The organism is Streptomyces griseobrunneus (assembly GCF_046713465.1).
GTDB lineage: Bacteria > Actinomycetota > Actinomycetes > Streptomycetales > Streptomycetaceae > Streptomyces > Streptomyces microflavus.
In genome coordinates this window covers 5,512,480-5,529,294 of the sequence record NZ_CP177080.1, presented here as the reverse complement: position 1 = coordinate 5,529,294, position 16,815 = coordinate 5,512,480, and the positions used below count along the sequence as shown (strand labels likewise).

The following is a 16,815-nucleotide window of genomic DNA, read 5'->3' as shown; positions in this document are numbered from 1 at the left end:
CAGGAGCCCGCTCCGCCCGGAACATCAGCGGCACACCGTGTCGCCGGGCAACCGGCCTGTCGTGCCGAGTCTCAGGCTGTGGTGCTCATGGCTGCGGGCCGTACGGTCACGCCCCGGGTCGCCGACTCGATGACCGCGGCGGCCACCTCGACCGTACGAAGCCCCTGGCGCAAGGTGCAGATATCGGCGGGCTTGCCCTGTACAGCGTCGCGGAAGAGCTCGTGCTCGACAAGCAACGGCTCGCGCTTGGGGATGGCGTAACGGATCATGTCGCCCTCGGAGACCCCGCGGAAGGCGCGCAGCGCCTCCCATTCGGTGGTGACCGCGGCGTTGGAGTGGAAGGTGAGGTCGGCGGTGAGGGTGTCGGCGATGAAGCAGCCGCGCTCGCCGGTGACCGAGGTGAACCGCTCCTTGAGCGGGCTCAGCCAGTTGACCAGGTGGTTGACCATCGTGCCGTCGGAGAGCTGGCCGACGGCGGAGACCATGTCCTCGTGCGGGCGGCCCGACTTGGAGACGGTGTGGGCGGCGATCGAGGTGTACGTCTGGCCGGTGACCCAGCCCGTCAGGTCGATGTCGTGGGTGGCGAGGTCCTTGACCACGCCGACGTCGGCGATCCGGTGCGGGAAGGGGCCCTGGCGGCGGGTGACGACCTGGTAGACGTCGCCCAGCTCGCCGGCCTCCAGGCGGCTGCGCAGCGAGAGGAGGGCCGGGTTGCAGCGCTCGATGTGGCCGACGCCCGCGACCAGGTCGCGGGACTCGAAGGCCTCGACGAGGCGGCGGGCGCCCTCGACGGTGTCCGCGAGCGGCTTCTCGATCAGGGCGCAGACACCGGCGTCGGCGAGCTGCAGGCCGACCTCCTCGTGCAGGCCGGTGGGGCAGGCGACGACGGCGTAGTCGATGCCGAGGGCGATGAGTTCCTCGACGGTCGACAGGACGGGGGCGCCCTGGGCCCAGCCGTTCTTGTCGCCCATCGGGTCGACGACACCGACCAGCTCGACGCCCTCCAGGCCGGCGAGGACGCGGGCGTGGTGGCGTCCCATGGAGCCGAGCCCGATGAGCCCGGCCTTCAGTACGGCGCTCACAGGTTCTCCCCCAGGGAGTTCACGGCGGTCACGATGCGCTCCAGGTCGTTCTGGGTGAGCGAGGGGTGCACGGGCAGCGAGACGACCTCGGCGGCCGCCTTCTCGGTCTCCGGCAGGTCCCAGGTGCGGCCCGCCTTCTGGTCCGGCTCCCAGTAGGGCTTGAGGCGGTGGATCGGCGTCGGGTAGTAGACCGCGTTGCCGACGCCCGCCTCGGTGAGCTTGGCCATCGCGGCGTCCCGGTCGCCCCGGATCCGCACCGTGTACTGGTGGTAGATGTGCCGGGCGCCCTCGGCGACCGGCGGCAGGGTGACGCTCGGGGCGGTGATGTTGGCGTCGAAGTAGGCGGCGTTGGCACGGCGCTGCTCGGTCCAGCCCTCGACCTTGGCGAGCTGGACGCGGCCGACGGCCGCGTTGACGTCGGTCATCCGCATGTTGGCGCCGACGATCTCGTTGGCGTACCGCTGCTCCATGCCCTGGTTGCGCAGCAGGCGCAGGGTACGGGCCAGCTCGGCGTCGCCGGTGGAGACCATGCCGCCCTCGAGGGAGTGCATGTTCTTGGTCGGGTAGAAGCTGAAGGTACCGCCCGCGCCGAACGCGCCGACCGGGGTGCCGTTCAGCGCCGCCGCGTGGGCCTGGCAGGCGTCCTCGACCACGGCGAGCTTGTGCTTCTCGGCGATCGGCATGATCTTGTCCATCGCGGCCGGGTGGCCGTACAGGTGGACCGGCATGATCGCGGCGGTGCGCGGCGTGATCGCGGCTTCGACGGCTGCCGGGTCGAGGCCGAAGCTGCCCGGCTCGATGTCGGCGAAGACCACGTCGGCGCCGACCAGGCGGACCGCGTTGGCGGAGGCCGCGAAGGAGAACGAGGGGACGATCACCTCGTCGCCGGGACCGATCCCCAGCGCGAGGAGCAGTAGCTGGAGAGCCGAGGTGCCCGAGTTGACGGCGACACAGTGCCTGCCGTCGACCAGGCGGGAGAAGCCTTCCTCGAAGGCCGCGACCTCGGGCCCCTGCACGACCCGGCCGCTGCGCAGTACGCGTACCGCGGCCTCGATCTCGTCTTCCCCGATGACCGGACGGGCAGCAGGGATCGGCTGCTCGTTGATGCTCGTCATGGACGTCCTCCTTGAACACCGCAAGAGCTCTTTACAAGGCAGAGCTCAGGGGTGCGGGACGTCTTACGAGGCCGCGCGAAACCCCACCGGCGCGATGCCGACGCCCTGCCGAGGATTCTGGTCCGGTCTGTCTGTCACCGGGCCCGGTCACCGGTTGTAGTTTCTGCGAAGAATCCTGACAGTCCAGCGACCGCCGTCACATTATCAGGGATTTCTCAGGCCATTTCGGGCCCGTTAACCCGGTCCTGCATCAGTTCTGAAACAAAGCCCGTGGCCCGCCCCGAAAGTATCGGAACGGGCCACGGACAATGAACATCCGATTACGGATTCGGCATCCGGTGCGTCATCAGGCCGACGCTTCGCCGTCGGGGGACGGCGCCGAAGCGGTCACGGAAGGCGACGACTGCTCGGCGGCGACGGTCTTCTTCGTCGCCTTCTTCGCGGTCGTCTTCGCCGTGGTCTTCTTCGCGGCGGTCTTCTTGGCGACCGTCTTCTTGGCCACCGCCTTCTTCGCCGGAGCCTTCTTGGCGGCGGCCTTGCGGGCCGTCTTCTTCGCCGGGACCGCTTCGTCGGACGCGTCGGCCTCGGCCTCCGGGGCCTTCGCCTCGGGCGCCGACTCCACGACGACGACCCCTGCCTCCTCCGCACCCGTGGGCGAACCAGCCGGAGCGGTGACCTTACGGGTCACCCGGCGCCGGGCCCGCGGCGGAGCGGCCTCCTGGGGGGCCTCCGCCACCGGGGTCTCCGGTACGGGAGCGGGCTCGGCGGGCGCCTCGACGACCGGGTCCTCGACGGCTGCCGGGTCCGCGGTGGGCTCGGCCGGCTGCACCGGCTCCGCCGCTGCGGCCTGCTTCGGCGAACCCGCCGGGGCGGACGCCTTTCGCGTGGCGCGACGGCGCGTACGGCCCTGGGGCGCGGCCTCGGCCGGCTCGGCGGCTTCCGGAGCGGCCGGGGCCTCCTGGGCGACCGGGGCTTCCGGGGCCTGGGGCTCGGGCGTGTCGACCACCGGCTCCGCCTCGGTGACGGGAGCGGGCGTCTCGGCAACCGGGGCGGGAGCCTGGGCCTTCGGGGCGCCGGCCGGGGCCGACACCTTGCGGGTCGCCCGGCGGCGGCCACGGCCGCGCGAGGCGGCCGCCTCGGCCTCGGCCGGGCTGCTGTAGAACTCCTCGTCGGCGGCCGGCTCCAGGTCCGCCAGGGACACCGGGGCGGCGACCTCCGCGGCCAGCTCGGCCTCGGACTCGGTCTCGACGGGCTCGGCCGTGTGGTCGTCGTGGCCGTGGTCCTGCTCGTGACCGTGCTCGTGGTCCTGGCCGGCGCCGCCACGGCCGCGCTTCTTGGACTTCTTGGAACCGCCGCCGCCACCGACGGACGTCGGCTGCTCCATGTGGACGATGACACCGCGGCCGTTGCAGTGGACGCAGGTCTCGGAGAAGGACTCCAGCAGACCCTGGCCCACCCGCTTGCGGGTCATCTGGACCAGGCCGAGCGAGGTGACCTCGGCGACCTGGTGCTTGGTGCGGTCGCGGCCCAGGCACTCCAGGAGGCGCCGCAGGACGAGGTCCCGGTTGGACTCCAGCACCATGTCGATGAAGTCGACGACGACGATGCCGCCGAGGTCGCGCAGCCGCAGCTGGCGCACGATCTCCTCGGCCGCCTCCAGGTTGTTCCTGGTGACGGTCTCCTCCAGGTTGCCGCCCTGGCCGGTGAACTTGCCGGTGTTGACGTCGACGACGACCATCGCCTCGGTCTTGTCGATCACCAGCGAACCGCCGCTGGGCAGGTAGACCTTGCGGTCCAGCGCCTTCATCAGCTGCTCGTCGATGCGGTACGTCGCGAAGACGTCGACCTCGGACGTCCAGCGGGAGAGCCGCTCCGTGAGGTCGGGCGCCACGTGCGAGACGTAACCGCGGATCGTCTCCCACGCGTCGTCACCGCTGACGATGACCTTGGAGAAGTCCTCGTTGAAGATGTCGCGGACGACCCGGACGGTCATGTCCGGCTCGCCGTAGAGCAGCGTCGGCGCGTTCGAGCCGCTGGTGCCCTTCGCCTTCTTCTGGATCTCCTCCCACTGACCCTGGAGCCGCTCGACGTCACGGCGCAGCTCGTCCTCGCTGGCGCCCTCGGCGGCGGTGCGCACGATGACGCCCGCGTCCTCGGGGACGATCTTCTTGAGGATCGTCTTGAGGCGGGAGCGCTCGGTGTCGGGCAGCTTGCGGCTGATCCCGGTCATCGAGCCCTCGGGCACGTAGACGAGGTAACGGCCGGGCAGGGAGACCTGGCTGGTCAGCCGGGCGCCCTTGTGGCCGATCGGGTCCTTGGTCACCTGGACCAGGACCGACTGGCCGGACTTGAGCGCGGTCTCGATGCGGCGCGGCCCGTGGGCCATGCCGAGCGCCTCGAAGTTGACCTCACCGGCGTACAGGACTGCGTTGCGGCCCTTGCCGATGTCGACGAAGGCGGCCTCCATGGAGGGCAGGACGTTCTGCACCTTGCCCAGGTAGACGTTGCCGACGTAGCTGGTGGCCTGCTCCTTGTTGACGTAGTGCTCGACGAGCACGTTGTCCTCGAGGACGCCGATCTGGGTGCGCTCGCCGCTCTGGCGGACGACCATCACCCGCTCGACGGCCTCGCGGCGGGCCAGGAACTCCGCCTCGGTGATGATCGGGACGCGGCGACGGCCCTGCTCGCGGCCCTCGCGGCGGCGCTGCTTCTTCGCCTCCATACGGGTCGAGCCCTTGATGGACTGGACCTCGTCGAAGCCGGTGCCCGGCTCGCGCTCCTCCTTCTTACGGGGCTCGCGGACCTTGACGACCGTACGCTCCGGGTCGTCCGTGCCGTTGTCGGCCTCGGCACCGCCCTCACCGCTGCGGCGACGGCGACGGCGACGGCTGCTGCTCGAACCGGACGCGGAGGAGTCGTTGTCGTCGTCCTCCTCCTCGTCGGCGTCCTGGCCCTGCGCCTGCTCGGCCTCGGCGCGGGAGTCCTCGGAACGGGAGTGCGCGGGCGCCTCGTCGGCGTGCTGCTCGGCGTCGTCCGTGTCGTTGGCCTCGCCGCGACGGCGACGGCGGCCACCGCGACGGCGACGGCGCGAGGGGCGGTCACCGTACTCGTCGGTGTCCTCGCCGTCGTGCTCGTCCGCCTCGGCCTCGGGGGCCTCCTCCACGGGCTGCTCGGCGGGCGTCTCCACCGGGGCGGCGGGCTCGGCGGCCCGCTCGGCCTCGGCGGCCTCACCACGGCGGCGGCGACGGCGGCGCGAACCGCCCTGCGGCGCGGCCTCGGCGGGTGCGGGGGCCTGCTGGACCTCGGCGGTCTGCTGCTCCTCGGCCTCGTCGACCTCGTCCACCTCGTCGTACGGGGAGGAGGAACCGGCCGCGGCAGCGGCGGCGGCCGCCGTCTCGGGGGTCTGGAACATCGGCTCGGCGAAGACCGGGGCCTGGAACACGGCGACGGCGGGGCGCGTCGCGCGACGGCCCTTGCGGGTCGGCTCCTCGGTCTTGGCGGTGAACTCGGGGCGGCCCGCGGCGGCGGTGGCCCGGCGGCGCTGGCGTCCGCGCGGGGCGGCCTCCTCGACCTCCTCCACCTCGGCGGCGAGCTCCTCGGCGACGGCGGCGGGCAGGCTCTCGCCGGCCTCGACGCTCTCCACGGGCTCCTCGGCGGAGGCGGGAGCGGCGGCGACCGGCTCGGCCGCCTCGGTGACCTGCGGGGTTCCGGCGGGGGCGGTGGCCTTACGGGAGGCACGGCGGCGGCTGCGCGGCGCCGGGGTCTCCTCGGCGGGCTCGGCGATCTCGGCGGCGGCCGGGGCCGGCACGGCGGCGGGCTCGTCCACCGCTTCCGGGGCGGCGGCCGTGGCGGCCTGCGGGGCACCGGCCGGGGCGGAGGCACGGCGGCGGGTGCGGCCGCGCGGGGCCTCGGCGGTGGGTGCGACCGGCTCGGCGGCCTCGACGGCCGGCTCGGCCACGGGCTCGGCGGGCGCGACCGGCTCGACGACCACAGCGGCCTGCGGGGCACCGGCGGGCGCGGTCGCCTTGCGGGAGGCACGGCGGCGGCGCGGTGCCGGGGGCTCCGGGGCGGCCTCGGGCTCGGCCTCCGGCTCCTCCTCCACGAGCGGCACGGCCGGGGTCTCGACGACCTCCACGACCTCGGCGGCCTGCGGGGCGCCGGCCGGAGCCGTCGCCTTGCGGACCGCGCGGCGGCGGGTGCGCGGCGCCGGGGCGTCGCTGTCGGCGGCCTCGGCGGCCGGGGCCTCCGCGGCGGCCGTCGGGGCGGCTGCCTCGACGGTCTCGGCGACCACCTCGGCGGTCTCCGGAGCGCCGACGGGCGCGGTCGCCTTGCGCACGGCACGGCGGCGCGTACGGGCGGGGGGTGCGCTCTCGGGGGCCGTCTCCTCGGGCGCGGCGGCCGGGGTCTCCACGGCGGCGGCCTCGGCGGCCGGTGCGGTCTCCTCGGTGCCGGCCGGCGTCAGGGGTGCGCCGGGCGGGCCCGCCGGGCGGGAAGCGGCGCGGCGCCTGCGGCGCGGCGGCAGCTTGTCCCCGGGGGTGTTCTCTTCGTTGTTCCCGTTGGTAGCGGGTTCGTTCGGCTGAGGCATGCGGGCGGTTCTCCCGTCGCGCTCCCGGGCGCCGCGTCTGATTCCGGTCCGGCACGGTCCGCAGTGGTGCGGTACCGCTCGTCCGGGGCGCGGGCGCCGCACGGGAGCTGATGTCTGGCTCGCCGGTTCCGTACGCGGTGTTGCGCACGGCCTGGCGAAAGTCTTATGGGTCAGTGCGCGGCCCGACCCAGGTGGCTCCCGAGTCGGAGGGCTGCGCTACAACGACCGCCTTACGCGGAACCTGCACCTTCCGGCGCCGTCGCGACGGCTGCTGCGACCGCGGGATGTGCGGTCGGGGCGGCCTCGCGGTCGGGCGCGAGCGGGTCGGTCACCGTGCCGGACTCCTCGTCGAAGAGCCCCTGCGCCAGCCTCGTCACCGCAGCGGGGACGGGCGGCGCCAGGTCGGCCACAGCGCGGAGACCGGACAGGACGTCGTCGGGTCGCACGGCAGGTGTCACGTGCCGAACAACCAGCCGCAGTATCGCACAGGGCTTGTCCCCCGGCCTATCAGCCGGTTGATCAAGGGCCTGCAGGTCGGCGACGGCGGAGCGGGCGTCGAAGGTGCGGATGCCGTTCTTCGCCTTGCGCTGGACCTCGACACTCCCGGCGGCGTTGAACGCGTCGACGGCTTTACGCGCCTCGTCGGGTTCGACGCCGTCCAGGCGCATCTCCCAGACGGAGGCGGTCAGCCGCTCGGCGAGGCCCGAGGTCCGGGCCTCCACCGCGTCGGTGATGTCGAGACCGTCCGGCAGCGAGTCGTTGAGCAGCTCGCGCAGGAGGTCGGGGTCGCGCGCCTCGGTGAGGGCGATCTCCAGGAACTCGGCCTCGCTGCCCGTGCCGGTGGGGGCGGCATTGGCGTAGGAGACCTTGGGGTGCGGGGTGAAGCCCGCCGAGTACGCCATCGGCACCTCGGAGCGGCGCAGTGCCCGCTCGAAGGCCCGCTGGAAGTCGCGGTGACTGGTGAACCGGAGGCGGCCGCGCTTGGTGTAGCGCAGACGGATGCGCTGCACTGCCGGTGCGGGCGGCGGGCCTTCGGGCTGTCGCTTGCCCAGTGGTTCTTCTCCTCGGTGCGGGGCGGGCGCTGTGGAGCGCCGCCCACGAAGTACGGGGTGGTCCCCGGGGTGCGGCTCCTACTCACCCCTGCTTGACGAGTTTCTCGCCCAGCAGGGAGGTCTCGGACGCCTGCGCCGCGCTGGGGACAGTCGTTGTACTACCCAGAGTACGCGCAGGCACCCCCAGCGGTTCCCCGGACCGCGCCCCGCCCGCCCCGCCGGCCAGTGCCCGCCAGGCGTCCCGGCGGGCCTGCCGCACGGTTTCGCGGGCGGTGGCGAGGGCCCCGCGGGCGGCGCGGCCCGCCTCGGCGGCGGCGCGTCGGGCCGGGACCCAGAGGGCGTCCCGGACGAAGTGACCGACCGGGGTGCCCAGCGTGCGGTAGACCCAGACCACGGGTACGCCGATCAGGTGCCGGGCCAGCCAGGCGATCCCCCGGCCCACCGCCCGGGAGAGGTACCCCGCGATCCGCCAGGCGACCTCGGCGGCCGCCGCGATCTCCCGGCCGACCGGGGCGAGGATGTGGCGGTACAGCCAGGAGGCGGGGGTGACGAGCAGCGTCATGACCAGCCAGGTGACGGCGGTCCCGAGCCCGCGCCCGGTGGCGGCGATGCCCTGCCACAGCAGGCCGAAGGTCCAGGCGATGCCCTGCCACACCCCGCCCACGAGCCAGGCCGTCCCCTGCCGCACCTTGCCCAGCACCCACGCCGTGCCCCGGCCCAGCGGGGTGAGGACGGCTCCGTACAGCCACACCAGCGGCACAGCCACGCCGTACCCCGCCGCCGGGACGAGCACGTACCGCCAGAAGCCCACCGCAGGGGCGACGACCAGCGTGGTGAACAGCCAGGCCGCGCCGTGGCCGAGCGGGGTGAGGAGGTTCGCGTACAGCCACACCAGCGGCACCGCGATCCCGTACTTCGCCACCGGCACGACCACGTACCGCCACAGGCCGGTCCAGGGCCAGATGAACAGGGCCGTCGCCAGCCAGATGACGGCCAGGGCCAGCGGGGTGAGGACGTTGGCGTACAGCCAGGCCAGTGGGGTCAGGACCAGGGTGTCGGCGAGCCGGGCCAGTCCCCGGCCCAGCGGGCGGAGCAGCACCCGGTCGAAGGCGTGCCAGCCGACGGACAGCAGGTCCCAGACCATGCGGACGGGCAGGACCACGACCAGCACCACGATGCGCACGGGAACCCTGATCAGCCTGGTCAGGGCGGTGTCGGGCTCGTACCGGTCCAGTGCCTGGTGCTTGCTGTCGTCCATGCCCTCGATGACGCGCAGGCCCGGTCCGGGGTTGCCGGGCCGGGCCTACGGAGCGTCAGGGACGCGCTACTTGTCCACCACGCTCAGCGGGAGCAGCTTCTTGCCCGTCGGGCCGATCTGGATGTCCAGGTCGAGCTGCGGGCAGACGCCGCAGTCGAAGCAGGGGGTCCAGCGGCAGTCCTCGACCTCGGTCTCGTCGAGCGCGTCCTGCCAGTCCTCCCAGAGCCAGTCCTTGTCCAGGCCTGAGTCGAGGTGGTCCCAGGGCAGGACCTCCTCGTAGGTGCGCTCGCGGGTGGTGTACCAGTCGACGTCCACCCCGAACTCGGGGAGCGTCTTCTCGGCGGAGTTCATCCAGAGGTCGTAGCTGAAGTGCTCGCGCCAGCCGTCGAAGCGGCCGCCCGACTCGTAGACCGCGCGGATGACGGAGCCGACGCGCCGGTCGCCGCGCGAGAGCAGGCCCTCGACGATGCCGGGCTTGCCGTCGTGGTAGCGGAAGCCGATTGAGCGGCCGTACTTCTTGTCGCCGCGGATCTTGTCCCGGAGCTTCTTGAGCCGGGCGTCGGTGTCGGCGGCGCTGAGCTGCGGGGCCCACTGGAAGGGGGTGTGCGGCTTGGGCACGAAGCCGCCGATGGAGACGGTGGCGCGGATGTCGTTCTGGCCGGAGACCTCGCGGCCCTTGGCGATGACGTTGACCGCCATGTCGCCGATCTGGAGGACGTCCTCGTCGGTCTCGGTGGGCAGGCCGCACATGAAGTACAGCTTCACCTGACGCCAGCCGTTGCCGTACGCGGTGGCGACGGTCCGGATCAGGTCCTCCTCCGAGACCATCTTGTTGATGACCTTGCGCATCCGCTCGGAGCCGCCCTCGGGGGCGAAGGTGAGACCGGAGCGGCGGCCGTTGCGGGTCAGCTCGTTGGCCAGGTCCACGTTGAAGGCGTCGACGCGGGTGGAGGGCAGCGAGAGGCCGACCTTGTCGTCGGTGTAGCGGTCGGCGAGGCCCTTGGCGATGTCGCCGATCTCGCTGTGGTCGGCGGAGGAGAGGGAGAGCAGGCCGACCTCTTCGAAGCCGGTGGCCTTGAGTCCCTTCTCGACCATTTCGCCGATGCCGGTGATGCTTCGCTCCCGCACGGGGCGCGTGATCATGCCGGCCTGGCAGAAACGGCAGCCGCGGGTGCAGCCGCGGAAGATCTCCACGGACATCCGCTCGTGCACGGTCTCCGCGAGGGGGACGAGGGGCTGCTTGGGGTAGGGCCACTCGTCGAGGTCCATGACGGTGTGCTTGGAGACCCGCCACGGCACGCCGGACCGGTTGGGCACGACGCGGCCGATGCGGCCGTCGGGGAGGTACTCGACGTCGTAGAAGCGCGGGACGTAGACGCCGCCGGTCTTCGAGAGCCGGAAGAGCACCTCGTCGCGGCCGCCGGGGCGGCCCTCGGCCTTCCAGGCGCGGACGATCTCGGTGATCTCCAGGACGGCCTGCTCGCCGTCGCCGATGACCGCGCAGTCGATGAACTCCGCGATCGGCTCGGGGTTGAACGCGGCGTGGCCGCCCGCGAGGACGATCGGGTGGTCGACGGTCCGGTCCTTGGCCTCCAGCGGGATACCCGCCAGGTCCAGGGCGGTGAGCATGTTGGTGTAGCCGAGCTCGGTGGAGAAGCTCAGCCCGAAGATGTCGAAGGCGCCGACGGGGCGGTGGCTGTCCACGGTGAACTGCGGCACGTTGTGCTCGCGCATCAGCTCTTCGAGGTCCGGCCAGACGCTGTACGTGCGCTCGGCGAGGACGCCCTCGCGCTCGTTCAGTACCTCGTAGAGGATCATGACGCCCTGGTTGGGGAGACCAACCTCGTAGGCGTCGGGGTACATCAGGGTCCAGCGGACGTCGCAGCTGTCCCAGTCCTTGACGGTGGAGTTCAGCTCACCGCCGACGTACTGGATGGGCTTCTGCACATGCGGGAGCAGAGCTTCGAGCTGTGGGAAGACCGATGCGGCAGACATCTCGCGAACCTTCGTGAGCCGGCTGGGGTGACCATCCAGCGTACCCCGCGGCTCAGTGCTTCAGATCCGCCCGCAGTACGGGATCGGAGGCGCGTGCCCACACCTCGGGCAGTTCGCGCTCCCGCGCGTCGGCGGTCGCCTCCTCGTGCCCGTACAGGAGTCCCCAGGTGAAGGTGGTCTCCCCGGCCGCGTGGGACTGGATCGCGAGGGTGCGCAGGGCGTCGCGGGCCACCACGCTGTCCTGGTGGTCGCCGAGGACGGTCTGCACGGCCTTCACCCGCTTGGCGAACCGCTTGGCGGGCTTCCCGAGGGCGGGCCGCGCCGCCTCGCCCGCGTACCGGGCGCGCTTGGCGGCCTTGCGGGCCTCGTGCATCGCGGTGTCCCGCTCGGGTCCCGGCGGATGCTCCAGGGCGTGGTCCATGCGCCGGGCGAGCTTCTTGTAGTCCTTGAGCACCGCGCGGGGCAGGGCCTTGGCGGGTGCGCGGGAGGCGGCGGGGCGCAGGGGCGGGTCGGCGGCGAGCGCGTCCAGGGTGTCCAGGAGGGCCAGATACCGCTTCCCGTCCAGTACGGCGACGATCCTGCGGCGCGATCCGGTACGGCAAGCGGCCGACCAGATCCGCAGCCGCCCGCGCACCGGGCCGAGGACCAGGGTGCCCGGGAGGGCCTCGGTGCGGGCGCCCAGGCGCTGGTCGAGGACCTCCTGGTCGCGGTCGACGCCCAGTTCGCCGGCGAGCCACTTGAGTTCGGCGCCGATGGGGTCGGTGACCTCGCGGTCGAGGACCGCGCGGTAGGTCTTGAAGGCGCTGCGCAGCCGGCGGGTCGCCACGCGCATCTTGTGCACGGAGTCGGGCAGGTCGCGGCGGACGGCGGGGTCGAGGCCGACGATGGTGCGGATCTGTTCGCGTACGTAGGTGAGGACGTGGTCGCCCGCGGTCTGCGGGTCGTCCTTCTGATCCTTCTCCCCGGCCGGTACGGGTGCCGTCTCGGCCAGGGCCCTGGCGAGCTTCGACGGCGACTCCGAGGGGCGCACCCCGGCCTTGCGCAGCCTCTTCTCGACCGCGTCCAGGAAGGCGGGGTCGCCGTCGTCGGCCAGCTCGACCTCGATCTCGGTCCAGGTGGCGGTGGTGCCGGTCCCCTCCCCCGCGAGCCGTTCGGCGCACACCGTGTCGACGCTGACCTCGGCGAGGAGGGTGCCGTCGGGGTCCGTCAGGTGCTGGACGTCACGGGAGGAGAGCAGGCGGACGACGGGGGCCACCTCGCCGTGGCGGAGACGGGAGCGGAGCAGGGCGGCGAAGGAACGCGGCAGGGTGTCGGCGAGCGGTTCGTGGAGCTCGTCCCGGATACCGGTGGCGACGGGGAACTTCAGGTGCCAGCCCTCGTCGGCCCCGCCGGTCCTGCGGCGCAGGGTGAGGGAGTCGGCGGCGAGGCGGAGGTCGGCGGTGTCGTAGTAGACGGCGTCCAGCTCGCTCACGCCCCGGGAGACCACCCGGCCGACCCCGGCCACCCGGCTCAGGTCGGGCAGCCGGGTGGCTTCGGTGGCTTCGTACTTCCGCTCGATCTCGCGCTTGGTGTCCGCCATATACGGACACCTACCCGCCGTGAGGCGGGTTCAGGCAGACATCGGCCGCTGCACCCTGATCGACTGCAGGAGCCCGATGGCGACCCAGACGGCGAACATCGAGGACCCTCCGTAGGAGACGAAGGGCAGCGGCAGACCGGCGACCGGCATGATGCCGAGCGTCATGCCGATGTTCTCGAAGGACTGGAAGGCGAACCAGGCGATGATCCCGGCGGCGACGATCGTGCCGTACAGCTCGGTCGTCTCGCGGGCGATCCGGCAGGCGCGCCACAGGATGACACCGAGCAGGACGATGATCAGTCCGGCGCCGAGGAAGCCCAGCTCCTCACCGGCGACGGTGAAGACGAAGTCGGTCTGCTGCTCGGGGACGAACTGGCCGGTGGTCTGGGTGCCTTCGAAGAGGCCGGTGCCGGTGAGGCCGCCGGAGCCGATCGCGATGCGGGCCTGGTTGGTGTTGTAGCCGACGCCGGCCGGGTCGAGCGCCGGGTTGGCGAAGGCGGCGAAGCGGGCGATCTGGTAGTCGTCGAGCAGTCCGAGCTGCCAGACCGAGACGGCTCCGGCGGCGCCAGCGCCGAGCAGGCCGAAGACCCAGCGGTTGGAGGCGCCGGAGGCCAGCAGGACACCGAGGACGATGACGGCCATGACCATCACCGAGCCGAGGTCCGGCATCAGCATGACGACGGCCATGGGGACGGCCGCGATGCCCAGCGCCTTGGCCACGGTGCGGTGGTCGGGGTGGGCCTGGTCGCCCGCGTCGACGCGGGCGGCGAGCAGCATCGCCATGCCGAGGATGATGGTGATCTTGGTGAACTCGGAGGGCTGGATCGAGAAGCCGGCCGGAAGCTTGATCCATGCGTGGGCGCCGTTGACGGTGGTGCCGAGCGGGGTGAGGACGGCGGCGACCAGCAGCACCGAGATGCCGTAGAGGACCGGGACGGCCCCGCGCAGGGTGCGGTGGCCGAGCCAGATCGTGCCGATCATCAGGGCGAGGCCGATGCCGGTGTTCAGGGCGTGCCGGAAGAGGAAGAAGTACGGGTCGCCCTGGGTGAGGTGGTCGCGGTTGCGGGTGGCCGACCAGACGAGGAGCGAGCCGAGCAGGGAGAGCGCGAGCGCGGCCCCGAGCAGCGGCCAGTCCAGCCGCCGGGCGAGGGAGTCGCGGGCGGTCAGCTTGGCCCAGGAGCCCCGCTCGGGGGCGTACCGGGCGACGGAGAATCCACCTGCCATCAGGGCCGCCTCCCGAACGCGGGTGAGCCGGTGAGACCGGGCTGGCCCGGGGGTTGCGGCACCAGGGTCTCGGGATCCGCCTGCTGGCCTTCCGGCTCCGCCGGCTGCGGGTTGTACGGCTTGACCTTCGGGGCGTAGATCGAGCCGTCGGGCTGGATCTTCGGCAGCGCCTTCTGCGGCTTGGGCAGCAGGGCCTTCTTCACATCCTGGTTGCCCTCGGCGTCGAGGCCGTAGAGCGCGTCGTAGATCTTGCGGACGGCGGGCCCGGAGGCGCCGGAGCCGGTGCCGCCCTGGGAGATCGTCATGATGATCGTGTAGTCGTCGGTGTAGGTGGCGAACCACGAAGTGGTCTGCTTGCCGTACACCTGGGCGGTGCCGGTCTTGGCGCGCATCGGGATCTTGTCCTGCGGCCAGCCGCCGAACCGCCAGGCGGCGGTGCCGCCGGGCTCGACCACCGAGCGCAGACCCTTGTCGAGGTCCTTGATGGTCTGGGCGTTGACGGGCAGCTTCCCGGTGGCCTTGGGCTTGATCTCCTGGACCGTCTTGCCGTCGGGGCTGATCACGGCCTTGCCGACGGTTGGGGCGTGGAGGGTGCCGCCGTTGCTGATGGCGGCGTAGGCGGTGGCCATCTGGATCGGGGTGACGAGGACGTCACCCTGGCCGATGGCGTAGTTGATGCTGTCGTAGGCCTTGAGCTGGTTGCCTTCGAGGCAGCTCTCGTACGCGATCTGCTGCACGTAGGTGCCGCCCCTCTTGCCCTCCTTGCACCAGGCGTCCTTGTTCGCCTTCCAGAAGTCCTGCTTCCACTTGCGGTCCGGGATGCGGCCCTTGACCTCGTTCGGCAGGTCGATGCCGGTCTCGGCGCCGAGACCGAAGTCGCGGGCGGTGGTGTAGAACCAGTTCTTGGCGTCCTTCTTCGGCTTTATGCCGCCGTCACGCACCCACTCCTCGTGGCCGAGACGGTAGAAGACGGTGTTGCAGGAGTACTTGAGCGCGTCGCCCAGGGTGATGGGACCGTGCCCCTGGGACTCGAAGTTCGCGAAGGTCTGGCTGCCGAGGCTGTAGGAGCTGCTGCAGTTGTAACGGTCGTCGAAGGAGTGGCCGCCCCGCACGGCCGCGCTCGCGGAGACCACCTTGAAGATGGAGCCGGCGGGCGCCTGGCCCTGGATGCCCCGGTTGAGCAGCGGGTAGTTGGACTTCTTGCTCGTGAGCTTGGCGTACTGCTTGCCGGAGATGCCGCCGACCCAGTCGTTGGGGTCGTAGTCGGGCTGGGAGGCCATCGAGATGACGCGGCCCGTCTTCGACTCCATGACGACGACGGCGCCGGAGTCGGCCTCGTACTTGCGGCCGGTGATCTTGTCGGTCTCGTCCCGGACCTTCTTCATCGCCTGGGCGAGCTCGTACTCGGCCACGGCCTGGACCCGGGCGTCGAGGCTGGTGACGAGGGTGGAGCCGGACACCGCCGGGTCGTTCTCCGCCTCGCCCATGACGCGGCCGAGGTTGTCGACCTCGTAGCGGGTGACGCCCGCCTTGCCGCGCAGCTCCTTGTCGTAGGTGCGCTCGATGCCCGAGCGGCCGACCTGGTCGGAGCGCAGGTAGGGCGACGGGCCGTCCTGCGCCTGCTGGATCTCCTCGTCGGTGACGGGCGAGAGGTAGCCGAGGACCTGCGCGGTCCGCGCCTTGCCGGGTGCGGCGTAGCGGCGTACGGCGGTGGGTTCGGCGGTGATGCCGGGGAAGTCCTCGGCGCGCTCGCGGATCTGGAGGGCCTGCTGGGTGGTGGCTTCGTCGGTGACCGGGATCGGCTGGTAGGGCGAGCCGTTCCAGCAGGGCTGCGGGGTCTTGGAGTCGCAGAGGCGGACCTTGTCGCGGACGTCCTGGGCCTTCATGTCCAGGACGTCGGCGAGCCGGGTGAGGACGCCGACGCCGTCGTCCTTCATCTTCAGCAGCTCGGTGCGGCTCGCGGAGACGACGAGCCGCGTCTCGTTGTCGGCGAGCGGGACACCCCGCGCGTCGAGGATCGAGCCGCGCACGGCGGGCTGGACGACCTGTTGTACGCCGTTGCCCGCGGCTTCGGCCGTGTACTCGTCACCGTTGCGGATCTGGAGGTACCACAGGCGTCCGCCGAGGGTGAGGAGCAGGGAGAAGACCAGGACCTGGATGACGATGAGACGGATCTGGACCCGCTGGGTCCGCCCGGTCTCGGGAATGTTGCTCACGCGGTTCCCCCGGTGCCCTCTGTCGCGTACGGCTTCACAGTCGCTTGACCCCCTTGATGCGTCCCGCGCGGGCGGCGCGGTTGCGGGCGGCCTTGACGCGCAGTCCGCCGCGCTGGCTGCCGATGCGCAGCCCGGTGCCCGAGGCCAGCCAGCCCGCGGCCACGTCGTTCCCGCCGGAGGATGCCTCGGAGAGCGGGTCGTTCTCGGTGCGTCTGGCCAGCGCCATGATCAGCGGCACGGTGAAGGGTGCCAGCAGCAGGTCGTAGACCAGAGCGGTGAACAGCAGGCTGCCGAGGCCCACATGGCGGGCGGCCGTGTCGCCGACGAGGGCGCCGACGCCCGCGTAGAGCAGGGTCGAGCCGAGCGCGGCGGCGACCACCACGGCCATCGGGGCGAAGGCCGACTTGAGCTGCCCGTTCTCCGGCCGGGCCAGGCCCGCGAGGTAGCCGATGACACAGAGCACCAGGGCGTAGCGCCCGGCGGCGTGGTCGGCGGGGGGTGCGAGGTCCGCGAGGAGGCCCGCCCCGAAGCCGATGAGCGAGCCGCTGACGGGCCCGTACACGAAGGCGAGTCCGAGGACGGTGAGGAGCAGCAGGTCCGGGACGGCGCCGGGGAGCTGGAGACGGGCGAGGACGGATACCTGGACGACGAGGGCGACGACGACCAGGGCGATGGAGAGCAGAGTCCGGTTGATGCGCATGGGGATCAG

Annotated in this window: 10 protein-coding genes; all 10 read right to left on the bottom strand. The window is 72.1% G+C overall.

All coding sequences use genetic code 11. From position 1 onward, the window contains the following. Positions 1–71: 71 nt before the first annotated feature. Positions 72–1,082 (bottom strand): Gfo/Idh/MocA family protein, encoded by a 1,011-nt coding sequence (locus tag ACK8N7_RS25040; RefSeq protein ID WP_351094093.1) that lies wholly within the window; start codon positions 1,080–1,082, stop codon positions 72–74. Beyond that, on the bottom strand, positions 1,079–2,197 hold the full coding sequence (locus ACK8N7_RS25035) for a DegT/DnrJ/EryC1/StrS family aminotransferase (RefSeq protein WP_403208104.1): 1,119 nt from the start codon (positions 2,195–2,197) through the stop codon (positions 1,079–1,081). Before ACK8N7_RS25035 ends, ACK8N7_RS25040 begins: the two co-directional genes overlap by 4 nt. A 346-nt stretch (positions 2,198–2,543) precedes the next feature. After that, complete coding sequence (locus ACK8N7_RS25030) at positions 2,544–6,782, bottom strand: Rne/Rng family ribonuclease (RefSeq protein WP_500444202.1); 4,239 nt, start codon at positions 6,780–6,782, stop codon at positions 2,544–2,546. A 230-nt stretch (positions 6,783–7,012) separates the two neighbouring features. Then, positions 7,013–7,792, bottom strand: a complete 780-nt coding sequence (locus ACK8N7_RS25025; RefSeq protein ID WP_403208100.1) for a TIGR03936 family radical SAM-associated protein — start codon at positions 7,790–7,792, stop codon at positions 7,013–7,015. Between the two features lie 124 nt (positions 7,793–7,916). Further along, a complete protein-coding gene (locus ACK8N7_RS25020; protein ID WP_500444201.1) occupies positions 7,917–9,092 on the bottom strand; it encodes a hypothetical protein in 1,176 nt (391 codons plus the stop codon). A 66-nt stretch (positions 9,093–9,158) separates the two neighbouring features. Further along, the gene (locus tag ACK8N7_RS25015) at positions 9,159–11,087 is read right to left on the bottom strand and encodes a TIGR03960 family B12-binding radical SAM protein (protein ID WP_403208096.1); all 1,929 of its coding nucleotides are present in this window, start codon (positions 11,085–11,087) and stop codon (positions 9,159–9,161) included. 52 nt (positions 11,088–11,139) lie between these two features. Next, positions 11,140–12,666, bottom strand: a complete 1,527-nt coding sequence (locus ACK8N7_RS25010; protein ID WP_500444200.1) for a CYTH and CHAD domain-containing protein — start codon at positions 12,664–12,666, stop codon at positions 11,140–11,142. Between the two features lie 30 nt (positions 12,667–12,696). Continuing rightward, positions 12,697–13,890 (bottom strand): rod shape-determining protein RodA, encoded by a 1,194-nt coding sequence (rodA, locus tag ACK8N7_RS25005; RefSeq protein WP_500444199.1) that lies wholly within the window; start codon positions 13,888–13,890, stop codon positions 12,697–12,699. Continuing rightward, positions 13,890–16,106 carry a penicillin-binding protein 2 gene (gene mrdA / locus ACK8N7_RS25000; RefSeq protein ID WP_500444198.1) on the bottom strand — a complete coding sequence of 739 codons (2,217 nt, stop codon included), beginning with the start codon at positions 16,104–16,106 and terminating at the stop codon, positions 13,890–13,892. Before mrdA ends, rodA begins: the two co-directional genes overlap by 1 nt. Before the next feature lie 34 nt (positions 16,107–16,140). Then, positions 16,141–16,806 (bottom strand): rod shape-determining protein MreD, encoded by a 666-nt coding sequence (gene mreD, locus ACK8N7_RS24995; protein WP_403208089.1) that lies wholly within the window; start codon positions 16,804–16,806, stop codon positions 16,141–16,143. Between the last annotated feature and the right edge of the window lie 9 nt (positions 16,807–16,815).

What these genes read in the sequence shown, in the direction of transcription:
- ACK8N7_RS25035 (WP_403208104.1), bottom strand. Translation starts at nt 2,197, where the DNA reads ATGACGAGCATCAACGAGCAGCCGATCCCTGCTGCCCGTCCGGTCATC.
- ACK8N7_RS25030 (WP_500444202.1), bottom strand. Translation starts at nt 6,782, where the DNA reads ATGCCTCAGCCGAACGAACCCGCTACCAACGGGAACAACGAAGAGAAC.
- ACK8N7_RS25020 (WP_500444201.1), bottom strand. Translation starts at nt 9,092, where the DNA reads ATGGACGACAGCAAGCACCAGGCACTGGACCGGTACGAGCCCGACACC.
- ACK8N7_RS25015 (WP_403208096.1), bottom strand. Translation starts at nt 11,087, where the DNA reads ATGTCTGCCGCATCGGTCTTCCCACAGCTCGAAGCTCTGCTCCCGCAT.
- ACK8N7_RS25010 (WP_500444200.1), bottom strand. Translation starts at nt 12,666, where the DNA reads ATGGCGGACACCAAGCGCGAGATCGAGCGGAAGTACGAAGCCACCGAA.
- rodA (WP_500444199.1), bottom strand. Translation starts at nt 13,890, where the DNA reads ATGGCAGGTGGATTCTCCGTCGCCCGGTACGCCCCCGAGCGGGGCTCC.
- mreD (WP_403208089.1), bottom strand. Translation starts at nt 16,806, where the DNA reads ATGCGCATCAACCGGACTCTGCTCTCCATCGCCCTGGTCGTCGTCGCC.